We start from the raw sequence: 25,172 nt of genomic DNA, 5'->3' as shown, positions 1-25,172 counted from the left end.
AGCCAGTACCCACTTAACATACAAAATTTTATGTTTTTTATTTAAATATGATTATATTTATTTGTTTTATTTATAAGTCGCTCTTTCAGGACAAAATCAATATAGACCAACTAGACGCCAAAGCTGCGCCTAGCTTATGTAGACTTGATCCCTAGCTACTGGTATCCAAGATTTTATTATGCATATAAGCTTAACACAAAAGTATTAATCTCTACTAGAAAAGGAAATATACCAGTTTAATAAACCACCTAAGAAAACGATCGCTGCCAATCCAAAGAATACTACTTGTAACCCAACGAAGGTTTCTGCTACGCCTGCTAATGCCAAGGGTAAAGTCAGGGCAATATTAATGACATTATTCTGTAAGCCAAAAACTTTTCCCCGCATTTCTATGGGTGTTTCTGTTTGAATAGCCGTTTGCATGGGTATGCCTACTAATGCCCCAAAAATACCTAAAGACATCACTAATGGCAAAACTGCCCATAACTGTTGTGTAAATACTGATAGACCAATTAGGGATGCAACCATACCAACACAGCCAATAAGACTTAACTGAGTATAGGAGAAGCGTTGCCCAAATTGACCTAGCATTACTGCTCCCAGCGCAATTCCAACACCACCGGATGCTAATAAAAAGCCGAATTGTTCTGGTTTTAAGTTAGGAATTATTTCTGCCATGCGGACAGCAAGAACTGTTAACGCTGCAAATACAGAAAATAAGATAATTAATTGAATCAGAGCGTTGCGGAGGCGGTGATTTTTCCCCAAATAACGCAGACCATCCCGCAGATCGGCAAAAACGTGTGGAGATTCCTTTGTGGGTGGGTGGGGTTTTTCGTTAGTTATTAGTAATAACAAAATTAATCCAGCGATCGCATAACTACCACCCACAACTATTTCTTTTCCAAGTCCGTCGCTACCACCAAGGAGTAACCACAAGCGATCGGCTGCTGCTAACAGTGGTTCACCAATGGCGAACCCAATAATCACCGACGCCATCATGGTGGTGGTGTAAAGAGAATTAGCTGAGAGTAAATCCTTTTCTTTTACAACTAAGGGAATTGCTGCTTGTTCGGCTGGTGCAAAAAACTGCGTCAGTGTCGAGACCAAAAAAGTTATGCCTAAAATGATCACAAAACCCACAGGTAACATTGCGATCGGTTGCCAATCCTGAGTTAACCAAAGTAGTGAGGGAATGATCAAAACTAGGATACCGCGCCAAATATTTGTTCCAACCAGTACCATCTTTTTCGACCAACGGTCTACAAATGCACCTGCTAGGGAACCAAACAATACAGCTGGTATAGTAAAAGTTATCATCAGTGCTGACACCCAAGCACTAATAGTTTGTGCGCCTGTCTGAAAATGAGTATTGATCAAGGCAATCATCAGCACCAAATATACTTTATCTGCCAGTTGACAGAAAACTTGACCACCCCAAAGAGCTAAAAAATTAGGGTTTTTCAATACTGGCCAAAATCCGTATTCCTGGGCATTATTTGCAATTGCTTGTGTGTCTACAGGTTTTTTTTCTGCATCTGACTTTTCTGATACAGATGCATTTGGTTCATTGGAGTTAGTTTCCGTTGACACATCGGTTAGGGGTGCTGCCGATGTACAATTTTGATCGTCTTGAGAAACGTCTTTTGCAGACATTTCTTGATAATGAATTTGGTTGGATGTAGTATCGCGAACCGCACTCAGGTTATTTAGTAATTTTGGGGTTGATGTTCTATTGTGTTTTTTGACATGGCTTGGCGATATTGGCAGGATTCTTGTATTCAAATCAGACGATTGCATCATGGTTAGCAGCAAAATAAGAATCAATCAAGGCAGCAGAACGAATAGGACGACCAAAATGATACTGAGCATACTGACGTAAAACTTGCTCAACAGATAACCAGCTATTTTTTTCAGCTGCATCTAGCATTATCTCTGATTGCGACAGCTGCTGGAGTATAGACAATTCTTCAGCATCCAAGCGCTTAGAAAGCGCTGGTATTTCTTGGTGATGGTTGATGGTTTTGTAGGCTTGGTTCTTGTGTGATGGGTGACTCGGGACGTCCACTGCGTTGCGGGAGTGGGGATTAGGAGTGGTAGGATGATGGGGTGGTAGGGTGAAATCTTTTTGCCCGTCTCCCCATTGCGCCTTCTCCACCTCCCCCTGCTTCTTCAAGCGTTCCCAAGCTGCTAAACAAACAGTTCCACCAGCACTGACGCTGAATCCAACTCGCCAGTGGGGATCTTGAAAATCTGGTTTCAAGGTGCGTCCAGTTAAACAACAAATTTGTACTTGTGGTGTCAATCCAGCCAAAGCCAAAAGCTGAAATAGTCCATGTGTCAGATGAGCTACAACGCTGGATGCTGTGCTAGGTAAATTTTCAAGTCGTTCTAGATGTTCATTTAGTAACTCATATAATTCTGGTTGGGGGTGTTCGCTTAAAGCCTGACATAGTGCGATTTCCGCTAAGTATTGGCTAGCAACTAGCTTTACCAAGTCCTGAGCCAGACCTGGGTAAGATTTTACAGTTTGAGCTTGTGTAATTTTATCTAGCGATCGCCCCTTGGCAATCAACAATTCATTGACAACAAACATTCCACTCCTGCCACCCAAGCTGGAGTTGTGTTTGCGAGAACCAGGGGCAATTACACGAATCAGACCAAATTCTTGTGTCAAAACGGTCACGAGGCGGTCTGATTCGCCAAAAGCCTGAGCTTTAAGATTAATACCAGTAGCCTTATAAATTCTACTCATTTGTCCTTTGTCATTATGTCTTTTGCCATTTGTCCTTTGTGTCTTGTCATTTGCCATTTGTAACAACTAGTAATTATTAATCAATGACCATTGACTAATAACCAATGACTAATGACTAATGACCTAATGACTAATGACTACTCTTTTCCAGCGTATCGCGCTGTCTTAGTAAATCGACACTATAAGATGTTCCTAATCTAGTAGCGCCCGCCAGAATTAAATCTAGGGCTTGGTCAATTGTGCGAATTCCCCCCGAAGCTTTAATTCCAACTCTTTCCCGTGCAACCTCCTTGAGGAGTCGCACATCGGCTACTGTTGCACCTCCATTCCAACCTGTACAGGTTTTAATGAAAGCAGCCCCCGCATCCATACATATTTCCGTAGCTAGCCTTTTCTCGGCATCCGTCAGTAGGTTGGTTTCTATTATTACCTTAACTATTTGCCCTGTTTCTTCACAAATCTCAGCAATTTCTCGATGCACCTCATCAGTTTTACCAGCTTTCAACCAACCCAAATTAATTACTACATCTAATTCATTAGCACCATTTTCCACTGCCTCTTGAGCTTCGTACAATTTCACGGCTGAAGTCGTCGCCCCAGTAGGAAAACCTATGACTGTACAGATTTTCGGCATCTTATTGTGCAGTAATTCGGCCGCAAGGCGTACATAGCTGGGATTGACACAAACCCCTGCAAAGTGAAACCTTTGAGCTTCTTCACACCATTGCTCAATCAGATCCGGAGTCGCTGTTGGTATTAGCAGAGTGTGGTCTATATATGGCGCAATATCAATATCGTTGTCTGGATATTCTGCTGCCATCGCTTGTTTACCAATGATTGATTATAAAAATTTATAAAACTTTAATACTATTTTAATAAATAAGTCTACAATTCTTATTATTTTATCGATGAAATTATTAACCTAATATTTTCAGGTAATGAATTAGAAATTAGTTGAAAGATATTAGTATAGGGAAAATAGGGAAATTTACAGTGCTTGAACCATTTATTGATTAGGAAGTAATTTTTAACCTTGCTGTAAAACAAACCGAAGAATTGGTCAAACTCGGTATTGACATCAGTGATCCTTCTGTTGTGACATCACTCGAATGGTATGCCAATAAATATCCAGAGATTGCAGAACTTTGCAATAATGCCTTAATGGAACTGATTGATAAACAAGCAGCGACTACTCCTGAATTGGTAGCCGCTTACCGTGATGTTGATATGGATAGTTTCTAATGTAAGCTGTTAACTTCTGGTGAAATCAACCCACCGCTTTCTCAGCACCAACAAGTTCACCCTCAGTAACTTCTGGTAACAAACGCTTCACGCCTTGCTTCACAAACTCCTGCAAAAATACCACTTGTTGGTTCTGCTGAAATATCTTTTGCAAAGTTTGCCCCAGTTTCTCAACATTAAACCCAGTGGCTGAATTTACTGCTACTTCTTGCTGTTGGAAATATTCTATCAAGCTAAGTCCAGCCAACCGCGTGAGATAAGCTGCACTTACACCCTGCACTGCACCACCCGCAACGTAGGTGATAGCATGACTCTTGAGAACAGTACCAATCACTTTACTAGAAAGTTCAACTAAGCCTAGTTTTAGCATCAAGCTTCCCATTTCTCCGGCTATAGTTTTTGCCTGTTCGAGGGAGAATTTCTGCTGATAGATATTACCCAAATCTACGATCATTTGGACATTGATTGCCGTAGTTGCCAAAATATCTAAGGCGGGAACTGGGTTAGCAAAAGCAGCCGCCGCAGCTATCCACTGATATTGTTCAATCACTGGGTGAGCGCGATCGCATCTTACCCCATTTAAGTAATTTTTAGCTTCAGCTTTGAGCAACAGTGCTTTTCTCATCGTAGTTGCCCATACCAATTGTTGCCCTTGTTGTGCTAAAGTCTCACCTAGTTGCTGCGTCAGTTGCTGAATTTCTGGCGCTGGTTGTTCCATCCACTCTTGCACAGAACCGTCATCGTTGTGCTTGCGCACTTTCACAGGTAGGGGAGAGGCTGAGGTTGCTACAACATGAGACTGCATTCGCTGTTTTAAAGACAGCAATATACTGGCGCGTTCATCTACCAAATACTGATCTTGTTTATTGAAAACCAGCATCAGGTGGTGTTTTTCTGCTTGTAGTTGCTGGATGGTTTGAAATTCTGTATCTGTCAAATCACCATTTGTCAGGAACAGAATAAAATCAGTCGCTTTTGCTTGTGTTAATGCAGCTGCATCTGATTTTTCACCAGCTTCTGCAAATAAAGACGGTATTTCTTGTAAACAGACTGTTTTTTGTAGTTGTGGACACCAGTGAGATTTTAGTACTTCTATTAAGGCGGTTTTACCCACCGACTTACCACCAGTCACAGCTAGGTGAATTTCTTCCCTGTCTAACTCAGAGTACAACTGGGGAATTTTTTCTCTTAATGCTGCTAAGGCATGATGATTTTCTGCTTCCCCTGCTAAATGATTTATTACAGTTTCAGCTTTCGCGATCGCACTTTCTACAGTTTCTCGATCCACAGGTAAACTATCAAGTACATGGGAATCCTGTTTAGTGCGATTTTGCTTTAACAACAACAAACCACCGCCAACCAATAACAGACTTAGAACACTATATTCTCCCAGTTGGATGATCGAATCGTGCCAACTTTGTAAAATCCAGAGGGAGAACGATAGTCCAAGTCCTCCTACTAATATTGGTCGCTGCAACTTCACAACCATGATTCACCGCGCTTTTTGGATTATTTCTACTCCAGAATAGATCAAAAGTTAGTGGTTAGTTGGTCAATAGTCAATGCTCAAGGGTCAATAGTGATTAGTCATTTGTTAGTAGTTAGTAGTTAGTTGTTAGTGGTTAGTAGTTAGTGGTAGTTTACTACTCCACTCTTACGCAAAGCCTATGAGCGCACGGCTCTTTCTTGATACCGGGAAAAGAGTCCACCGCTCGTCTACACACCCCACCCTTACCTTAAGCAGAAGAAGGTGCGTCTACACACCCCATAACCGAGGTTGGCAATGAAAATTTGTTCACCCCCATACCCATTTTCAAGACAGATCTACTCTCGGTGTCACACAACGCGGTATATTCAGGTGAAGAGAGAGAGCATCGTAAATTAATCTGTGCCGAGAATTATTGCTATCCTCAACGGTAAAGGGGGAGTCGGGAAAACAACTACCGCAGTTAACCTGGCTGCAACTTTTGCAGAAGCACAAAAAGTTCTTCTGGTAGATGCAGATGTTCAAGGTTCTGCTAGCTGGTGGTATAGGCGTAGTCAAAACAGCATGGGATTTGATCTATCTCAAGTGAAAGATCCCAAATATTTAGGTGGTTTGCGTAAGATAGAAGGATACGATTTAGTGGTAGTCGATACGCCTCCAGCGTTACACTCTACAAGCTTGAAAGCGGTAGTAGCGATCGCAGACTATTTAGTTTTGCCCACACCGCCAGCACCGATGGACTTAGCTGTTCTAATTGATACAGTTAGTCAAGCAGTCGCTCCTTTGGAAATTGCCCACCGGGTGCTTTTGACTAAAGTAGATACACGTAGTTTAGGGGAAGCATTGGAAGCACAAAATACACTCATAAAATTGGGTATTCCAGTTTGTAATGCTTTTATCCGTACTTACAAAGCTCACGAACGAGCAGCACTAGAGGGTGTAGCAATTACTCAATGGCGAGGCAAAAATGCCAAAGAAGCAGAATCAGACTACCGCCGCGTAGCAGAAGAATTACAACGTGACTGGAGAAAATAGGAATCATGGCTACTAGAAAACGCGTTGCCGACGTATTACAAGAAGAAGCACATAAAATATCATCACCAGAATTAGAATCTATTATTGATGTTGCTGCTGAGGAAGTAACAGAGGAAACCACCCCAACTACAGAAGAATCAACTGCTAAAAATAAACGTACAAATCCAACTAAAGCTGATTTAGAAACTACTATCAATCAGTTGCAAACATCCCTAGAACAAACACGTCAAAACGAAGCAAACCTCCGACAGCAACTTAGTGATTTACAGTTATCTTTATCTGAAAAAAATACACTCATAAAGCAATTGCAGGCTTCTGTTGCAGAAACACAGCAAAATCAAAAAAATCTCCAATCCCGAATTAGTGAGTTACAATCGGTCTTATCTGAAAAAGATAAATTAGTGGAACGCTTAACAACAGAACTTGACGAAGCCAAGCAAGCTGCTGTACAACTTGCACAGGCAAATTCTCAGCTTACAGAAGAGATTAATAATTTGAATAATTCTAAAAAGGAAAAAGCAATTCCCAAAGCATTAACTTACAGAAAATCATACCGCACACCTACACCAGAAAAACTACCACCTCAAACACCCACCGAACCCGAAGATAATTCTAATCAAATGTGGTTGCTTGATTAAAAAATTGAGATTTGAGATAGCTAATATAGATCTCAAATCTAAAATCCATAGTTCAATAGATATTTTGTCAGATCTCTCATGTACAATTTCTTACCTTTTGCTTACTTCCAAGATAAAATCGTACCTTTTCAAGAAGCAACAATTTCCATTGCTACTCACGCATTACATTATGGAACTCTCGCTTTTGGTGGAATGCGAGGTATTCCTGATCCCCAAGATCCTAAACAAGTTTTACTATTTAGATTAGACCGTCACTGCCAAAGATTAAGTCAAAGTGGGAAGTTCATACATTACGATATCTCAGCCGAAAAAATCAAAACAGCCATAATCGAATTTGTAAAAAAAAATCAACCCACTACTTCTTTCTATATTCGCCCCTTTGTCTTCACTTCTGATTTAGGCATCGCCCCCAGGCTGCATAATATAGATAAAAGTTTTGCTATTTATGGATTAGAACTAGGAGATTATTTATCTCCCGAAGGAGTCAGTTGTCGCATTAGTTCGTGGTGCAGACAAGAAGACATTAGCTTTCCATTGCGAGGAAAAATTAGCGCCGCCTATATTACTTCTTCCCTCGCTAAAACAGAAGCTGTTGAATCTGGATTTGATGAAGCAATCTTAATGAATTCCCAGGGGAAAGTGAGTGAAGCTTCTGGTATGAACATTTTTATTGTGAGAAATGGAAAAATAATTACCCCTGGATTTGAACAGGATATTTTAGAGGGGATTACACGCGATAGTGTGATCAAAATAGCTCAAGACTTTGGTATCCCAGTAATAGAACGCCCTGTAGATAAATCTGAACTTTTGATCGCTGATGAAGTATTTCTATGCGGCACAGCAGCTAAAGTTGTACCAGTCAATAGAATTGAAAACTATTACTTACCAGAACATCGACCTATCGCTGAAAAACTGAGAGAAAAATTAACAGCAATTACAGAAAATAGAGACCCTGATTATCGTGATTGGGTATATCCAATTTCTATATAATCAATTCTATCTTGCTCTCTTGTAATATAAGTCACGGCTACACAAACAAAATCCACGAAGTGGTTTTAAAATCCTTGATTTTGAGTTAGTTCGCTTCGGCAGATTTATTTGGTATAGCTGTGATTTATAATCGCCAAGGCTAGGCACTAACTTAAATCAATATTCGTCCTCTCAAATATCAATCTTTTTCACTAAATTCCAAAATATGCTGTGCTGTAATTTGCGGTTGCTCTAAATGAGGGATATGTCCACAATCTTGAATCCAAATTAACTGACTATTAGGAATCGCTCTATTAAATCTTTTAGCATCTTTAGTACCTAAAATCCGATCAGAATCACCCCATAAAATCAGTGTTGGTTGCTGAATTTCTCCCAATTTTTTAAATCTAAAGGCTGTGTAACCACCACTTTTAGTAAAGGCAATTAATGCTTGTTGCCAATTAGGACATTCTAAATGCAAAGCTGCACACAACTGAGCATCTATCGTCGCTAAGCTTTTATTTTTATATGCAGCACGGCTAATACTTTGACGTACTCTAGGATGACGCAAAAATTGAGCCGCTAAATAATCAAACGGCGGAAACATATATTTAGCTAATGGCGAACTACCTATCAAACCAGCACTATCAATTAATACTAATTTTTTCACTATTTCTGGATAGGTGAGTGTAAAATCAATCGCCGCCGCGCCCCCCATTGAAGCACCGACTAAAATCATCGGTTGATTAATCAGGGTTTTCCAAAAATGATAAAGATGGGTTTTAATTTCTGCTGTACTAAACTTTATTCCTGTCGGGCGATTTGTAAACCCAAAACCTAACAAATCTACTGCCCAAGTTTGATGCTTTTCTGCCACTAATGGTAGTAAACGGCGATATTCTAACACAGAACTGTCAAAGCCGTGAATTAATAGTAACGGCATCCCACTATTACCCTTTTGCACATAAGTTGTGACAATTGGTTGAGTACTTAAGGGAGTAGCGATCGCAATTTGTTTTATACTTTGAGCCAGAGTCACGGAGGTAGATTCTGTAAGTTGCCTAATTGCAGCAATTTCAATCCCTGATTGGGACTTAGACTGAATCATCTCCACCTCCAATTCAAAATTATAAGGGTTTGGGACTCGGACTCGGCAAAGAATTTGCTCAAATTCTTAGTTACTAGTCTTAGTTTTCATTACAATTTTTAAACATATCATAAGAAAAATAGTTCATGATCGGTAGTTACCTCCTCATTTCCTTATCTCCTACTCTCCTGACTAGATGAAGAGGTTGCATCTCCAACTTTTTTAAGTGCGAGAAAAATGTCATAGCGATTACTACGACTATCATTAACAGCAGATGTAATGCCAATTGAGCGTGTGGCAGCTAAGAACGTTTTTTGATTTGGTAGTAAAGTTGGTAGAGGAAAGTTTTGAACTGTGCGTTCCACATCTAAGAAAAACTGGCCATTGGTAGGATTGGGTTCTGAAGGGACTGTTTGTTGAAATAGTGGAGTATTTGCTAGGGTATTGTTGAGTTTAGGAATTATCCTATCGCTGACAGGAGCGCCAAGTACAAAGAAAGCCACATCTCCGTCTAACCAACCATGGGTAGCGGTTAGAGTTCCCAAAGGTCCAAACCAATTGACAACAGGTTTACCTGCTACTGATGTCTGTTGAATCTGGAATTGGTATTGAGTTTTCATCACTTCATCAAGTTTTTTGAGAGATGTTTCCGCACGGGTGCGATCGCTCGCCTGTACCATGAATACTAAAGAGGCACGGAAATTATCTGATAAACTGTCCCGGGGGCTACAGGGAATGACTGAGACTGAAAATTCATTACCCATCCAACTCAGTAAATCTTGCTCGAAATCAAGATTAGTGAAAGATTTGAAACCTGCTTTTAGCTGTTCTGGTGGAACAGGTGAGAGTGGGTTTCCCTGGGATGTAGAAACATAGTCTGACCACAATTGCCTTAAATTACCGCCAGAAAGCATCATTAAAGTTTCTGGTGGGACAAGGTTTGGCATCTTTCCGGCTTTGTTTTCTACCCTGAGTGTACGTTGACTGTTGGGATTAAGCCAGGAAACACCTTTAATACGTATTCCTTGTGACTCTAAGGAAATGCTTCCAGCTAAACCTTGGTTATTTTGTAATTGTGCTAGAACTTGAGCAGGCAAATGACGATTACCAGATGCAGCAGCTATTTTAGCAGAGGCAGGTATATTTACATAGAATTGAGCAAAAGCTTGAGAGGTAGCAATTTTAGGAAAGTTATCCGTAAAACCCGCAGTTGTCGCCAGGGATGTTTTATTTTTATATGCTTGAATCGCACGTTCTGTGGTTTTAGGGTTATCTGTAATTACCAAGAACTGCTGATCTATGACTGCTGCTGATAAATTTTCTCCCGATGCGGAGTTAGTTTCTTTGATGGCAATTCCTTCATAGGTACGATCAATCCATTGGCCTGCTTTTGGATTTTTAGGTTGTGCTAAAACTTTTTTCGCTTGCTCGGGATTTTTAATTGGTAGTACTACCACTGTAGACCTTTGATTGACAGTAGTATTACCATCGGTTGCCACAGGCTTAGATGCAGGTTTAATTGCTTCTGGGGATAGAATTGCTATTGTTACTTGTTCGCCAACCCAAGGACTAATATCTTTTTGAAAATCGTAACCGTTATTAGTGAGGAAGCGATCGCGCAACTGCACTAAGTTTTTATCCAGTTCGATTTGAGTTTCTTTTGTGCCAAACTCTCTTAATTTCTGCCATTGAGCGCGATCTGTACTCAGAGAAACTGCAAACAGTGCATCCTGGGGAATGATATTTGCACCTACTGGTAAATCTCGAGACAATAATTGTCCTTGGGTTAACAGCCAGTATGCTGTCATACCACCAGCAATTAATATTCCAGCAGATGAGAGTGTTAGTACCAGAGATGGTTTCTTTTTTTTCATCGAAACAGACACAACAGGCAGCGCCATTGAAACAAATACCTCATTATTAGGGAACTTTTTACTTGCTTTGTTGGCAAAGTAAACCAAAAGCTTTTCTCAGCATTGAAGATGTTAATTACATTTATTTTTTGGCTTTAGAGTCTGAAATATACTTCGGTAATAAGTTACCATTTTTTTCCAAAATTGCCATTATAGTTTGTGCATTGTATAGCAATCCTATCTAATTTGTGAGAATCACAATATTTCAGCCAAAAAGTTTAATTGAGCTAACCACCAAGACGCCAAGAACGCCAAGGATTCGTAAGTTATGCGTAAGTTCTATTGTTTAGGAAGTCAGATGATGTTGTCTCTCACGAATGATTGATGATTTTTTATTTTCTTGATTGGAAATTAAATTAATCTTCTATAAGTGAGTAGCAAAATTGACAATATGGTCACTAATTACCGCAACTGTAATTGCTTAAATATCAAAACTTATGTACTTAATAAAATATAATTTTTTTGATTATTTTATTTAAAAAAATGGTACGGTTACAAATGCAGTTGCATTAACCATAGTCACTTTTGCAGATAATTGTGATACTGAGAATAAAAGAATATTTGATTTTTTATACAGTCTGACAATTTGACTCAACTGCGATCATTCAATAAACCAGACCGTAAAGAAAGTAGTTTGCTGTGCGGTAAATGCTACCAGACCAACCCAAATTTTGCAAAGACTTCTCTAATTGAGTTGGTTCATGAAATATTTTCACGACACGGTAGGTTCGCCCATCATTCAACTTTCTCTCTGAATATCCTTGTTGATGTCAAGCTGCGTGATTTAGTGCTGTTGATTGTTGATTTAGCAAGCTATCTACAAAAAAGACATAGCCATCAGGCTTTAGGGCCTGCTTAACCATCTGCCAAAAAGCCCTCGTCGTATTCTCAAGCACATTGACGGTAGTACTCGACTTGCTCTCTGAGAATGTCAGGGTTCATTAAAATTAAAGACCTCTTGATTTTTACTTGCTTCTGGCGGTTCTAAACTATTAGCTTCTCCTTCTACCTCCTGTTCTCCACCTTGTTGCAATAGCTGCATCGCTCCCAAGTATTTTGTTAGATAAGGCGAGAAAACTTCATAAATTAGGGTTAAAGGTTGCCCGTGATGCCAAAACAAGTAATGACGTCCCCAAAAAGGCCCCTCCTCATCAAAGCCAGACTCCAGTCCATCTGAGTAACCATAGTAAATCCCCTGCACATCTCGATACAATTCTGTGCGGAGACGAGCTAAACTTGCCCAAATGGGTAATGAACGATTTTGTAAGTACTCATCCACATGAGAGGCTTCCCACCATGAAGTGGCATATGCTAACCTTTGCCCTGAGGCAGTACGTAGCCATACCTGCCGTCGTAGTCTTGGCCCCGGTACAGCCTTGATTAAGTCAGGAGCGCCGTCTAAATCCATACCAACCAATGACATGTCAATGACATCCACTTCTGTTGGTTCACCTGTGAGCAATTGTAAGTGTCTAGTTGGGGAGCCATCACCTAAAAGTAACAGTTGCCAAGCCGGTGCTAGTTGGGCGTGTGGCAAACCTTGTTGAATTACTTCCTCCCCACCTTGCCATATTGGAGTGAGACGATGCCACCCCGTCGGCAATGTTAAGTTGTTTGTCGGTGTAAAAGTAGCAGTCAATGTTCTTTACAAAACTTCACCTATTTCTATCAAAGCATAAAAAATCTCCCTACCCAAGACAAAGACAGGGAAATTAAGGATTATTTTGTAGTGACGAAGCATTTGTATGGGTATCCTCAATTCAAAATGAAGTATTTTTGTACAAATGCTACCCTTCGGGAAGCTGCGCAAGGCGCGTCTACGCCCGTACAGTGGTTATTTAATGGTTATTTAGGTGGTCACAAACTGCATACAATTCTCAGCATGAAAAAAATCAGTTTACTTATGTTTTCAGCATAGCAGCCTTGTACTTATTTTTCGATAAATACCAAATCTTCAGGCTGATAATTTAACTTGAGGTTTTGACCATCTACTTCAACGACAAAATCAAATCCTGTGACATGACCTTCCCTAAGAATAATTAATCTGTCATCCATAGATTTTAGGTAATCTGAAAACCCTTCTAGAGAAACACTGCCATCGTTGATAGCCAGATAACTAAGTAGTCGGCGAAACAGCTTAGGTAGCATGACAATCTTGTCAGTAATCGTTTCTAGTGTCTCTAAAACAAAACCTGTATTTGTTTGATCTACCTGCCACAAACCTTTCTGATCTTGGCGAGATTTTTCTGCGGCGATAGTTAATTGTCGGCGGATATCTGGATACAACTTAGAATAAAAAGTTGGGTAAACTAACCCTTTTGATATCAGATGATAATTCGCACTTTTTCTCACTAAAGATTTATCGAAGAAAACATTACTACCGTCGTCAGCTTCTGATTCTCCTTTAAAGGCAAAAGCTACACTTCTGCCGTAAGCATCTGCAAAACGGGTGAGAATAAAACCAGGCACTTGTTCTGGTTCTGCTTTAGTAACCACTTCATTGGAATTACGGGTAATATTTTTAAATCCCAAAAATTTTAACAACTCACTAGCCGCAACATGAGCATATTCCAATGGTTGATGTTGCGTACCCAAACTACCAACTCTGGCATGATAATGTGTTTCCAGGGCATCAATACTGTCCAGACGCAGCTGTGCGCCGCCAGAATGATTAGTGTGGATTCGTGTAGGTAATTTTTTCCAGTTTTCGGGATTATCAGGATAAAAACGTACAGAATCACCGTCAGGAGCAGCTTTCACAACTCTATAGTTGCCCTTAATCAGGGTCATTGGCATATTTGAAACTCCTGTTAGGTAAGAAATATAAGTATGTTTGTATAGTCAATTTCGCTACCCTAACTTGGAGTTGATTAGTTAGGAAATTATTTAATAATTTTTTAGATTTTTTCGTAAATTTTCTTAACCCAGTAACCTCTGGGTGGTTTTTCTACTCTATAAACCTTACACCATTTTTCTACCGCCTTATCAGACACACCAAAGTCTTTGGCTATTTGTGTTGTTGGTTTTTCCCACACCAATTTTTGCAGTTCTGCTTTTGATGGTCTTTCTACTTTTCTGGTGTGAATTCTTGAGTCTAGGTTAACTTTTCTAGTTGTTAAATCAACTCCAAATTCTTTGTAAGTTCGCTTTGGCGCATCTTCTGTAAAATCTATAAAGTCTTCCCACCAGTAAAAAGGGCTGGGTGATTTGGGAGGTGTAGTCCTGATTTTGCAACCACCAAACTTAATTGATGGATAAATTACTTTATTTATATCTGGCAAATAAAGGGCATAAAAATCAAAGTCTCCGGTTTTGTATTTTTTCTCATGACAACCGTTTTTGTCTGTCCAACTGGTTTTATTTTTAACTGCACCATTGCTATTATATTTGGCTTGAATTCTATAGCATTGCCCATCTTTGTAGGCGATCAAATCAAATGGTAGATGCTCACACACTACTGGAGTAAAAACTGAATATCCTTTATCAACCAAATCTGCTATTGCTTTAGCAGCTGCAATATCTCCCTTATCTTTCGTGTGATGCATCTAACACTAAGTTCTCTATGGTAAAAATTAATCTACCATAGCTTAGGTTTTGATGACTTGTCTTAATTTAAAACGAGCGCGGCAGGATTCGAACCTGCGACCAACGGATTAGAAATCCGTGGCTCTATCCACTGAGCTACGCGCCCATGTCAAAAAAGGCTTTAGTTAAAGCCAGCTTATCTATTATATATGTCTTGTGATCATAATGCAAGCTAAATTTATTTACCACCGTAGAAAAAGGTAATTTCTTTTTCTTTGAGAGGTGCAAAACCAGCATCGATAAGCTTTTGGTTCAGTTCATCTTGGGGAATATGTTTGGCACCAATTCGGACTATACGCGATCGCATAGTATTACTAACGCCACTACGCTGTCTATTTGCCTCTAGTGCCATGACTTGATGATAAAGTTCCAGCTTGGCGCTGGGAATGGGAGTACCGTCAAAATCAATTCCCTGGGCGATCGCTTCATCAACAGCATCAGCACCCTTTGTAGTTGACTGGATTTCGTTGGTTTCGGTAGTCATGGCAATATTACTTCATCCTTACATTTGAATTTTACCAAGTATAAGGACACTCAGTAGTAAATACTTTTCCTATATTCCTAATTTCTGGCAAAGCCTTTTTCCAAGCTGATTTGACCCAGCAGAATAAACAATTACTAGATGATTATATCTAAAGAAATGCCGTATATTTTCGTATACGCTTGTATATATAAAATTTTTGGTTTAATCTCTAACCAACGGCATAGTCAATTTAATTTAAAATTGACTAATCGGAATTGCTGAAATTATTTTCAAATTCCGAATTCCGGGTTCACAAATTGTTTTGGTCATAGGTGGTGCAATGTCTGACCCTCATACTCCTCAAAGCAAAGACCGTACCCTGGAAAAAGCTCTGACCAACAAAATTATTGATGATTATTTTGAAAACTCAGAAAGCTGGCTAAGAGCGATTTTGCGGATGTGCATCTTCTCCTTGGCTCACTTCGATGGACAACCTGTGTTTATGGTGGAATGTCCTAATCAAGCCGTAGCCAAGCGCTTGAGTCGGAAAACCTACCCTTTTCGAGGCATGGTATATTATCTAACAGATGACTTCAATGCTAGCGATCGCAGCTTGTTTTGCTACCAAGAAAATCAAGGAGGAAAGTGGCGCTGCTTTGACACCAGCATCAATGCTTGGACTGACTTACAGAAGGCGAAAAATAGGAGACAGGAGGCAGAAGGGTAGATCAAGGCAAAAAGCAAAAGGAACATTCTTAATTTCTCCCCATCACCCCATTGCCCCCAACCCCACAAAGTGGGGACCCCTAGCCCCCCATCTCCCCACACTTCCCTAACTTTTCACCTCTGGGGGCGCGTCACCAAACCACCAAAAAACGCCCCCAAAATCGTGCCAGTCCATAATCCTGTTGTGCTGCCTTGCCAAATTGCCCCTGGTGCTACCAAAGCATGACACGCCTGTTTGAAACCCCAGGCTTGATTTTGACATCTTTGGCTATGAATACTTAAGCTAATTTGTCCACCAATGTAACCACTCACAAAGCCAGATAGTAAAGCAAAAAAGGTGCAAATTAGAATTCGGTTTTTAGCCATTGTTTAATTTGGTAATTGTTGATTGTTGGTTGTTGTAGAGACGCGATGTCCCTCGTGTCTGTGCATTAGTAGTGAGTTATTGCTTAAGTTGCGGGTGATATTGTGGCAAACCTAAATACTTTGTCAAATTCACGTTATATAAAGTAACGTAAAATTACTTTAATCAACTCGTAGTAAGTATCTCTATCCCTTTTTTAAGGACTAAAGTTCTCACTACAAACCTTTAATTATTTATGCCCTCCTACTTAGTACAACATTTGATTAACTTGTAGCGAATTCTCTATGGAAGGTGTTACTGAATCAAGATATGAATTTATAATTCACAGGTTTGTAGAGACGTAGCATTGCTACGTCTCTACAAAATTTGGCATCGAACTACAAAAATGTATGTAAACATAATTCATACCATTTCACAAAATTTTTGATACAAATTCTCTCCCTTGTCTTCCTTGTCCTCCTTGTCCTCCTTGTCATGACCAAATTCAGTAACGCCCTATAGAAAAACTCTGCGTACCTTTGGGTTCACTTTGCGTTCCTTTGCGTTTAAGAACGCTACAATTTTACGCCCCTAGAGTAATTAGTAGCTAGTTATTAACCACCAACCACCAATACATCAACCCGTATTTCTCATACCCGCAGCAATACCATTAATTGTTAACAGTGCGCCGCGCAGCAGTTCGCCTTTACTATATCGTGAGTGAATCACTCCAGATGTGGCTATATTCTTCGACTGGCGTAGGCGCTTCAGCAGGGAAACCTGAATAAAGCCCAATGGTACAATTGTACCATTGCGTAACTGTACTGATCGCTGCAAGACAGGATCGCCATCTAAAAGCCGTTGGTGTTCAGTAATTTTGAGTACTAATTCCCGTGTGAGATAGTATTCGCTGGCGATTTGTGCAAATAGTTTCTCAAAACGGGGTTTATCCTCAGGATCAGACAACTCTTCAACATAGCGCCGCGCCATTTGCAAGTCTACTTTTGCCAAAGTCATTTCTGCTTTGGAAATTACCATCTTGAAGAAGGGCCATTTCATATAGAAATAGCGCAGTAATTGCAAATTTTCTTCTGGTTCTTCATTTAAAAACTCTTGCAAAGCTGTGCCAACACCGTACCAAGAAGGGAGCAAGAACCGTGTTTGTGTCCAGCTAAATACCCAAGGAATCGCTCGCAAACTGCTTAAATCTTTTTTACCAGAAGGACGACGGGCTGGACGAGAACTAATTTGTAAGAGGCTAATTTCCTCAATCGGCGTAACTTGGTGGAAGAAGTCGATAAAATCTGGTTGTTCGTAGATCAGCGAACGATAATGAGTACGCGATCGCACTGCCAATTCTTCCATGATTTCATTCCAAGGTTCAATATCATCAAACCCTGTTTTCAATAAGCTGGCTTGAATGACAGCAGTAGTTATGGTTTCCAAATGGTACAGCGCTAAATCACGCAAGGAATACTTAGAAGCTAAGACTTCCCCTTGTTCAGTAATTTTGATGCGCCCATTGATACTGTGACCAGGCTGTGCCAAAATTGCCTCATAAGCCGGGCCACCACCACGTCCAACAGAACCACCACGCCCGTGGAAAATCCGCAAAGTCACCCCATGTTCTTCAGCTATTCGCTGTAAAGTTTTTTGGGCTTTGTGAATCTCCCAGTTGCTGCTTAAAAAGCCAGAGTCTTTATTACTGTCAGAGTACCCCAACATGACTTCTTGGAGGTTGGGAGTCAGGGGATAAGAAAAAGAGGTGGAGGAAGTTGGAGGAGGGGAGACATTTTCCCTATCGCCAGTCCCCTGTCTGTCTCCTTGAATTGCAGCGTAGCCTCCAGCCAACAAGGCGCGATACAAAGGCAATTCAAACAGCTGTTGCATCACACTCTTAGAGCGTTGCAAGTCTTCCACTGTTTCAAATAGGGGGACTACTTGGATCGTACCTACTGCTGTACCAGGATCGTAAAGTCCCGCTTCTTTAGCAAATAGCAATACTTCTAGTACGTCGCTGACTTGGCGACACATACTGATAATGTAAGTTTTGCAAATATTATTACCAAATTCTCGTTGTAGCGATCGCACTACCCGCAGAGTTTCAATAATATCATTGGTTTTTGGTGAAAAAGGTAGTTCTGCGGGAATTAACGGGCGGCGAGTTTGCAATTCTCCTACTAACCAAGCAACTTTTTCTGTTTCTGTTAGTTCATTGTAAGAACAGTTTAAAATTCCAAAGTATTCCAAAATCTCATTTAAAGCATCCGAGTGACGGCTTGATTCTTGTCGGATATCTAAACAAGTCAAATTAAAACCAAAAATTTCGACTTGGCAGATCAGATTTTCCAGTTCCTGGCAATTTAATCCTGTTTCTACTAAGTTACGTTCAATTAACCGTAGTTCAGCTAAAAATTCTTCTCCAGAGCGATAAATAGGAACTTCAGTTTTTGGTGTTTCGCGATTGTATAAAGCCAAGTTGCGATCGCGTGTATTTTCCAGTCGCTTCAGCACGTAGGACATTTTGAGCCGATAGGGTTCTTGACGATAACGTAAAGCTAATTCGTCGTAAACTTCACTTAACTGGGACTGGTCTATTTCTAACGATTCTAGTAAGTCTGGTAAGACATCACTCCAATGCAGCGACACACTCAACAAATTAATGAGCCGCTTCACTGACTGAATGTATTTTTCTAAAACTATTTTGCGCTGATAACAGGCAGTCTGCCAGGTGATTTCTGGGGTGACTGATGGATTTCCATCCCTATCTGCACCTACCCAAGAGCCAAACTTACAAAAGTTCTTACTTGGTGGTTCTAACCAGGGAAAAGTATTAGCTAAAGCATATTTGAAGCGTTTGTAAAGTTGGGGGATAGCATCAAATAACACTTCTTGGAAGTAATGCAGAGCATAGTCTACTTCATCAAGTACAGAAGGTTTGAACTGGTGCAATTCATCGGTACGCCACCAGAGGCGAATTTCTTGGATTAATTGTTCCCGTAGTTCTGCCACTTCCCAAGCATAATCAGGATTTTCTACACGTTTTTCTGCAACATCAAGTTGTTGCAGCAGTTTTACTACTCGTCGCTGTTTATCGCGGATGGTATGACGAACAATTTCTGTGGGATGAGCAGTGAAGACTAATTGCACATCCAATTGGGAAATAAGGCGTTGAATTTGCTGGGGTGGTACATTTAGCTGGTATAACTGGGGAAATAGGGCTGCGAAAGTGTCTTGGCGTTTGCGATGGGGATTGGCTTGCCAACTTTTGCTGAGCAATTCTGCCCCTAATCCGCTGCTGGCTTCAGAATTTGTCGAGGATGTGTTTGCTATTTCCTGGGTTCCTGGTTCACCTGACGCCTCATAGCGAGTCATTTGCTGCCGTTGTTCGTAGTCCTGCTCGATGATGTTGATCAGCTGGAAGTACAATGCAAAAGCACGAGCCGCACGAATAGCTTCGTTGATATTTAACTGCTCTATTAATTTAAATACGGAGGAAGCTTGGTCAAGAGTTGCTTGTCCTTCTGGTGAGCATAAATCACGTAACTGCCGCAAAAGATCGACCATTTTCTGGCCGCATTCTTGCCGCAGTACGGACTCCCACAATTCTTCTACTATTTGTAGTCGATGGCGCAAAAATAAATCTGAAGCGGGGTAGATATTCACTTCCTGAGCGAAAAAGTATAAAAGAGAACTCATATTTGTGTTCTAGTAAGGCCTATTACTTTTTATGATTTCAGGTTTTGCTCTTGACCGTCATGGAATTTGCCACAATAATTTTCAGAAAAAACAGTATAATATTTGACGCTAATTTTCTGGATTCTGTTCTGGAAACTCAAGGATGGGAAGGCGATCGCCACGAAATAATTCTTCGCTGGCTTCCCCAAGAGCTTGTAGTGTTTCTCCGGTGGCTTTCTCTGCTAACAGCAAGATGATCACCGATGCTGTACCCATTTGCAAAAGGAAAGATTGGGGAATGGTAAATAAACCCAAATTAAGTCCTGAGTTGGCTGAAGATTTGGAATTAGCAGCTTGCATAAGTAATTCTCGTGAACTGGAGGAAATCGATCAAAGACAGCAAAATTAAACAAAGCTCAGATTTAGCGAGCTTAAATAATTATTTTTACTGATGAGTGTAAATTAACAAGTTAACAAAAGCGTTAAAAAATTCATGGTGGATAATTCTACGGTTCTAGTTTACAAGTGATTAGGGGAACGGGGATAGGGGATTGGGGATCGGAATAAGGGACAAGGAAGACAAGGGAAGGGAAAGGATAAATAAAACATTAAACCCCTGCTCCCTGATCCTTGCTCCCTACTCCCCACTCCCCACTCCCCAATTCCTACTCCCCAGTTCCAATTCCCAATCCCCAATCTCACCTTTCCATGAAAATAGCATTACCAGTTAGTCAAAAGTCCTTAATACAATGGGTAAGCCAAGCAACAGGAATCAGCTCTTTAGGTGTGAAAGTCCGATTGCGGGGAAATGAGCTGCACATTCTTTGCGAAAGTCCAGAGTGTCCCCAACGTTGGCGTACTCTTGTGGATTTGCTGCACGCGCTACAGCACACTGACTTGGACGCTCTGACCAAAAATGAACAACCTTCAATCTACCAAGTTTTCGTCTACGGTCGAAAAAAAGGGGAAAATCGCCCACAGTGGTGTCATCAGGTTTTCTTAAACCAGTTGGATTTGCACCTACAACAGGTGGAGCAAGCCTTGATCGCAGATGCGGAAAAATCCAGTCGCATGGGTGGGGCGCTAATTCTTTCTAATGAAAGTTTGGCACGTAAAGGCGATCCAGATGCGATCGCTCGCTATTTGAGTGAAAGTCTTAGTACCTTTGGGATAGGGGTGGAAGTCAAAGCCAAAAAGCAAGAACCGACTCTCGAAAATCCCAGCAATCAAAATCGCTTGTTGATTTACTGTCAGTCTAACTATACTCCCGATCCTTCATTAATTGCAGAACCAGTAGCCCAGAAGTTACGCAGTCTCAAGCTTTCTGGTTATCAAGATGCAGTGATCGCCACACAAGTGGATGGCGAAACAGATTTTGACTGGATGCTAAGAGTGGATCTGACACCTCCAGAAATCATGCTGAAAGAATGGGCGCGTTGGGGAGATTTACAAGCGATCGCCAGGATTTTAAATGAAAGACTGTCTGATCTGGCAATCAAAGTCACAGCAACTCTCAAAGAATCTACACTGCATATATTTTGCAGTGCTGCTGACCCCAAGGCAACTGAGCAAATTCCCGATAAAACTCAGTGCTTACAGGCAATTATGCCCCAACTTCAAGCCCTTGCTCCCCAAGGTATTCTCGCCGCCACAGTTTACGGACACCAAACAATCGATCACGAACCCGCTTGGATTGATTGGCAATCATTACCTGCAACAGAATACCCAGATTTAGCAGTATCAGCGTTAGAATTATCCTCAGCTGGAGATGAACCTGCTATTATTTTTTTACTTGAGCGCTTGCTCAACCCTGACATAGATACTCGCCTCAAAACAGGTGGAACTCGCGTCCTCTTGTTACGTAAAGGCGATCTATTACACATCATGTGCGAAGCACTTGTGTGTCCTTCACGCAAACAGGTAGCAAGTAAAGTTACTCAGTTTGTCAAACAGTTAAAAATAGTAGGAATTGCAGGCGTACGAGTCTATGGTCGCCGTGCGGGTAACAAGGAACCTTTTTGGAACTACGGGGTCGATTTTATCAATCGTCAACGTCTAGTACCAGAACCGACTCCTGAATTTGCCGCCACTGCTGCTTATGTTGGTGAACTTTTAACACCTGAAGCTAATGAGCCTGTGCTACCTCCCGATTTAACCAGCCAAGATGTACAGAGTATTTTTGTAGAAGTGGCTCAGGACTGGGGTGCAAGAATCAGAAGATGGCTTTTAGCAACGCAGCTGTTTGCTGAAAAGAAACAGTCACAAGAACAACAGGTAGAAGAAAATGGCTGGCGGGTGGCTTTAGTTTGGGGCTTGTTGGGGTTTTTGCTGACTCTGCAATCAGACTGGATTTTGGGCTATATAACTTCTCACTCCATCCCAGAAACACCAAAGATTGCTAGTACCGCACCTCAATTATCTTCAGCTGAAGAACAAAATCAAAGATTGGAAAGAACTGTTTTTTTTACCAATACATCGCCTGCATCTAAAAATCAGGTGTTTAATGCTTCTGGATTCACCCAAAAAGAAGAATCCATCACTAGGGGAAAAGCAACTGCAACTGCTATTTTATTGGCAGCGCGATCGCCAATGCCAAGTTTCAACGCTCGTCAATTAGATGAGCAACTAGCACTCTACAAACAGCGTCTTGCGCAAAACGGTAAACCACCAGATGTATTAATTATTGGTTCTTCTCGCGCTTTGAGAGGAATAGATCCCACCACACTTTCTCAAGCTTTGGCAACTCAGGGTTACTCAGATATCGATGTGTTTAATTTTGGGATTAATGGAGCGACAGCACAAGTTGTCGATTTTATCCTGCGTCGAGTGCTACAACCATCAGAACTACCAAAATTGATTATTTGGGCTGATGGTGCGCGTGCTTTTAACAATGGTAGAGAGGATGTCACCTTTAAAGCGATCGCAGCATCTCCTGGTTATCAACAAGTATTACAAAAAGCACCAGCCAACGAAGATTCTCAGAATTCAAACACCACTTCAGCATCAATAAAACGGGAGCAAAGCTTTAAAAACACAACTCATACAGATAATAATTTTCAAGCATTAGATGCAAGGTTAAACCAAGCTCTCGCAACTATTTCTACTACCTATAATCAACGAGATCAACTTAAGAGTTTACTCAACAAAACACTGAAGTCTTTACCTTTATTCAGAGGTAAATCAGCAGTTAATCAAAAAATTACATCAGCAGACCCAGAACAGGATGTTTTTGAACAAGCAGTTGATTTTGACGGATTTTTAGCAATACCTATCCGTTTTAATCCAGCTACATACTATCAAAAACACCCCAAGGTTAATGGTAGCTATGACAATGACTATAAATCTTTCCAATTAGGGGGTGAGCAAGACGCTGCTCTCCAAGCAGTATTGCAATTTTGTGCATCCACAAAAATTACTATAGTATTTGTGAATATGCCCTTGAGTGCAGAATATCTTGATGCAGTGCGAAAAAAATACGAACAAGATTTTCAGCAATATATGTTACGCTTAGCTGAAAATTCCAATTTAATCTATCGGGATTTGAGCTTAATTTGGCCCCAAGCTAACGAAAACTTTTCTGATCCCAGCCATCTAAATCTTTATGGTGCAGAAAAAGTTTCCAGAAAACTTGCTATTGACCCAATGATTCCTTGGCCGACCAAATAGGTTATTGGATATTGGTTAGTGAATAGTAGTTAGTGGTAAATCATAACTAATTACCAATTACCCATTACCAATTGAATATTTCAATGAACTTTATATCAATTTTGTACGGAATATTTTTATTGAGTGTGCTTTTGATTTACTGGTTAATAGCGCAACAAAAACTACGAATGTGGACGCTATTGATTGTTAGTATTGGCTTTTACGCATCTTTGCAAATTTATTATATCCCGCTTTTACTAGCACTAACTTATTGTAATTTCCGTATAGGAATAGCTCTAGGTAAACATAATTCACCAAATCAAAATTCTTTAGAACTGCGATCTTTTGATGAAGAATCGCAGTTATCTCAAGCCGATTGGAATAGTCAGCGTTTAAAACTATTATGGCTGGGTGTCAGCATAAATGTGTTGCTACTTTTGGGTTTTAAATATATACCACCTTTATATAACTTTATCTATCATACTTCTACAAGTTCAGTAGTTGAGTCTTTTAAATTAATTGCGCCTTTAGGAATTTCATTTTTTACATTTGAGTGTATTTCCTATTTAGTTGATGTCTACCGTGGCGCACCTGCTAGTAATCAATTTATTCAATTTGCATCATACAAATTATTCTTTGCTAAATTGATTTCCGGCCCCATTACTCGCTTCCACAACCTCACTCATCAATTTAATCACTTGCGCTTTCCTACTGCCAATCTTTTTGCGGAAGGTATTTGGTTAATTGCCCAAGGAACTGTCAAAAAAGGTATTCTAGCTGATCACTTGGGAATTTATGTTGATTTGTGTTTCGGCAATTTGCAACGGGCGGGTAGTACTGATTTATGGTTGGCAATATTTGCCTATGGTTTTCAGTTGTATTTAGATTTTAGTGGTTATGTAGATATCGCCCGTGGCACTGCTTTACTTTTCGGTTTAGTTCTACCAGAAAATTTTGACTTTCCTTATTTCAGCACCAGTATTGCTGATTTTTGGCGACGCTGGCACATAACACTAGGAGATTGGTTGCGTAATTACATTTATTTTCCTTTAGGAGGGTCTCGTCAGGGTTTAATTCGCACCTGCTTCAATTTAATGATTGTGATGCTAATCGCAGGTATTTGGCATGGCGCAGCATTAGGTTTTGTCATTTGGGGTGCGTTTCATGGCTTAGCTTTAGTTATCCACAGATTGACTCATGCTCTTAGCGATCGCTTTGAGGAGTTAGAACATTTTTGGCACAATCCCTTCGGTACACTGGTAGCTTGGTTATTTACGCAACTAATGGTTTTCACCTCTTGGATTTGGTTTCGTCTACCAAATCTCCAAGATTCTTCTTCAGTATTTAAACACCTTTGGGGTTATCCTGCTGATGCTCAATTTGCTCAAAAAGTTTATGTGGAAGCACTCAATATTAGTCAATATCAATTAGCAATACTCTTAGGCGTAATTGCTACCTGTATGACTTTAGCTTATTTTTTCCATCGTCAATTAAAGTTACAGTTCAACTGGCCTGTCAAACTCTTGTTCGTACTTCCCTGCTTCTACGCTGTCTGGATACTAGCTCCAGAAGGTAGTTTGCCATATATTTACTTTGATTTTTAAAGG

21 protein-coding genes and 1 tRNA gene are annotated in these 25,172 nt (G+C 40.4%); 8 read left to right on the top strand and 14 right to left on the bottom strand.

The annotated features are described in order from the left end of the window. Positions 1 to 204 precede the first annotated feature (204 nt). The 3 genes from NIES592_RS00600 to deoC all read right to left on the bottom strand — a co-directional run bounded on the left by NIES592_RS00600 (position 205) and on the right by deoC (position 3,575). Positions 205 to 1,800 carry an MFS transporter gene (locus NIES592_RS00600; RefSeq protein ID WP_178379464.1) on the bottom strand — a complete coding sequence of 532 codons (1,596 nt, stop codon included), beginning with the start codon at positions 1,798 to 1,800 and terminating at the stop codon, positions 205 to 207. Further along, positions 1,787 to 2,755, bottom strand: coding sequence for a DNA repair protein RecO (gene recO / locus NIES592_RS00595; protein WP_073554633.1), 969 nt, complete (start codon positions 2,753 to 2,755; stop codon positions 1,787 to 1,789). The genes NIES592_RS00600 and recO overlap by 14 nt, the downstream gene beginning before the upstream one ends. 130 nt (positions 2,756 to 2,885) lie before the next feature. Continuing rightward, on the bottom strand, positions 2,886 to 3,575 hold the full coding sequence (gene deoC, locus NIES592_RS00590; protein WP_009455252.1) for a deoxyribose-phosphate aldolase: 690 nt from the start codon (positions 3,573 to 3,575) through the stop codon (positions 2,886 to 2,888). Between the two features lie 236 nt (positions 3,576 to 3,811). On the opposite strand from deoC, the gene NIES592_RS00585 reads away from it, so the two are divergent. Continuing rightward, positions 3,812 to 3,997 carry an amino acid adenylation protein gene (locus NIES592_RS00585; RefSeq protein WP_256678036.1) on the top strand — a complete coding sequence of 62 codons (186 nt, stop codon included), beginning with the start codon at positions 3,812 to 3,814 and terminating at the stop codon, positions 3,995 to 3,997. Between the two features lie 25 nt (positions 3,998 to 4,022). Here the strand turns inward: NIES592_RS00585 and NIES592_RS00580 are convergent, their stop codons facing one another. Continuing rightward, complete coding sequence (locus NIES592_RS00580) at positions 4,023 to 5,486, bottom strand: YcjF family protein (RefSeq protein WP_073554632.1); 1,464 nt, start codon at positions 5,484 to 5,486, stop codon at positions 4,023 to 4,025. Positions 5,487 to 5,885: 399 nt separating this feature from the next. Here NIES592_RS00580 and NIES592_RS00575 point away from each other — a divergent pair, with 399 nt between their 5' ends. From NIES592_RS00575 to NIES592_RS00565, 3 genes are all read left to right on the top strand, one after another. Further along, positions 5,886 to 6,518, top strand: coding sequence for a ParA family protein (locus NIES592_RS00575; protein ID WP_073554631.1), 633 nt, complete (start codon positions 5,886 to 5,888; stop codon positions 6,516 to 6,518). Positions 6,519 to 6,523: 5 nt separating this feature from the next. Further along, entirely contained in the window at positions 6,524 to 7,156 is a 633-nt protein-coding gene (locus NIES592_RS00570; RefSeq protein ID WP_062249510.1) for a hypothetical protein, read from the top strand. Positions 7,157 to 7,234: 78 nt separating this feature from the next. Then, a complete protein-coding gene (locus tag NIES592_RS00565) occupies positions 7,235 to 8,146 on the top strand; it encodes a branched-chain amino acid transaminase (protein WP_062249513.1) in 912 nt (303 codons plus the stop codon). 178 nt (positions 8,147 to 8,324) lie between these two features. On the opposite strand, the gene NIES592_RS00560 is transcribed toward NIES592_RS00565, so the two are convergent. Then, on the bottom strand, positions 8,325 to 9,233 hold the full coding sequence (locus NIES592_RS00560) for an alpha/beta fold hydrolase (protein WP_073554630.1): 909 nt from the start codon (positions 9,231 to 9,233) through the stop codon (positions 8,325 to 8,327). Between the two features lie 152 nt (positions 9,234 to 9,385). Further along, on the bottom strand, positions 9,386 to 11,113 hold the full coding sequence (locus NIES592_RS00555; protein WP_073554629.1) for a DUF3352 domain-containing protein: 1,728 nt from the start codon (positions 11,111 to 11,113) through the stop codon (positions 9,386 to 9,388). 598 nt (positions 11,114 to 11,711) lie between these two features. Between NIES592_RS00555 and NIES592_RS24830 the strand changes: the two genes are divergently transcribed. Then, the gene (locus NIES592_RS24830; protein ID WP_178379447.1) at positions 11,712 to 11,984 is read left to right on the top strand and encodes a hypothetical protein; all 273 of its coding nucleotides are present in this window, start codon (positions 11,712 to 11,714) and stop codon (positions 11,982 to 11,984) included. 72 nt (positions 11,985 to 12,056) lie between these two features. On the opposite strand, the gene NIES592_RS00545 is transcribed toward NIES592_RS24830, so the two are convergent. The 5 genes from NIES592_RS00545 to NIES592_RS00525 all read right to left on the bottom strand — a co-directional run bounded on the left by NIES592_RS00545 (position 12,057) and on the right by NIES592_RS00525 (position 15,194). Further along, positions 12,057 to 12,764 carry a chorismate lyase gene (locus tag NIES592_RS00545; protein ID WP_062249519.1) on the bottom strand — a complete coding sequence of 236 codons (708 nt, stop codon included), beginning with the start codon at positions 12,762 to 12,764 and terminating at the stop codon, positions 12,057 to 12,059. Between the two features lie 290 nt (positions 12,765 to 13,054). Beyond that, entirely contained in the window at positions 13,055 to 13,921 is an 867-nt protein-coding gene (locus NIES592_RS00540; protein ID WP_073554628.1) for a nuclease, read from the bottom strand. Positions 13,922 to 14,022: 101 nt separating this feature from the next. Then, on the bottom strand, positions 14,023 to 14,670 hold the full coding sequence (locus NIES592_RS00535) for a group I intron-associated PD-(D/E)XK endonuclease (protein WP_143168319.1): 648 nt from the start codon (positions 14,668 to 14,670) through the stop codon (positions 14,023 to 14,025). 73 nt (positions 14,671 to 14,743) lie between these two features. Beyond that, positions 14,744 to 14,816, bottom strand: a tRNA-Arg gene (locus NIES592_RS00530). Between the two features lie 72 nt (positions 14,817 to 14,888). Then, entirely contained in the window at positions 14,889 to 15,194 is a 306-nt protein-coding gene (locus NIES592_RS00525) for a small RNA NsiR4-regulated ssr1528 family protein (protein ID WP_073554627.1), read from the bottom strand. Positions 15,195 to 15,513: 319 nt separating this feature from the next. Between NIES592_RS00525 and NIES592_RS00520 the strand changes: the two genes are divergently transcribed. Then, complete coding sequence (locus tag NIES592_RS00520; RefSeq protein ID WP_073554626.1) at positions 15,514 to 15,900, top strand: hypothetical protein; 387 nt, start codon at positions 15,514 to 15,516, stop codon at positions 15,898 to 15,900. Positions 15,901 to 16,013: 113 nt separating this feature from the next. Here the strand turns inward: NIES592_RS00520 and NIES592_RS00515 are convergent, their stop codons facing one another. The 3 genes from NIES592_RS00515 to NIES592_RS00505 all read right to left on the bottom strand — a co-directional run bounded on the left by NIES592_RS00515 (position 16,014) and on the right by NIES592_RS00505 (position 20,280). After that, the gene (locus tag NIES592_RS00515; RefSeq protein WP_009455239.1) at positions 16,014 to 16,265 is read right to left on the bottom strand and encodes a hypothetical protein; all 252 of its coding nucleotides are present in this window, start codon (positions 16,263 to 16,265) and stop codon (positions 16,014 to 16,016) included. A 613-nt stretch (positions 16,266 to 16,878) separates the two neighbouring features. After that, the gene (locus NIES592_RS00510; RefSeq protein WP_071846777.1) at positions 16,879 to 19,941 is read right to left on the bottom strand and encodes a phosphoenolpyruvate carboxylase; all 3,063 of its coding nucleotides are present in this window, start codon (positions 19,939 to 19,941) and stop codon (positions 16,879 to 16,881) included. 108 nt (positions 19,942 to 20,049) lie between these two features. Then, positions 20,050 to 20,280, bottom strand: a complete 231-nt coding sequence (locus tag NIES592_RS00505) for a hypothetical protein (protein WP_009455237.1) — start codon at positions 20,278 to 20,280, stop codon at positions 20,050 to 20,052. A gap of 348 nt (positions 20,281 to 20,628) precedes the next feature. Between NIES592_RS00505 and NIES592_RS00495 the strand changes: the two genes are divergently transcribed. Together NIES592_RS00495 and NIES592_RS00490 are read left to right on the top strand one after the other, a co-directional pair. Beyond that, entirely contained in the window at positions 20,629 to 23,586 is a 2,958-nt protein-coding gene (locus NIES592_RS00495) for a DUF1574 family protein (RefSeq protein ID WP_073554624.1), read from the top strand. Between the two features lie 83 nt (positions 23,587 to 23,669). Further along, positions 23,670 to 25,169 (top strand): MBOAT family O-acyltransferase, encoded by a 1,500-nt coding sequence (locus NIES592_RS00490; RefSeq protein ID WP_073554623.1) that lies wholly within the window; start codon positions 23,670 to 23,672, stop codon positions 25,167 to 25,169. Positions 25,170 to 25,172 lie beyond the last annotated feature (3 nt).

The organism is Fischerella major NIES-592 (genome assembly GCF_001904645.1).
Lineage (GTDB): Bacteria > Cyanobacteriota > Cyanobacteriia > Cyanobacteriales > Nostocaceae > Fischerella > Fischerella thermalis.
Note: the sequence above shows the minus strand (reverse complement) of the source record. Positions and strands in the feature narration are given on the sequence as shown.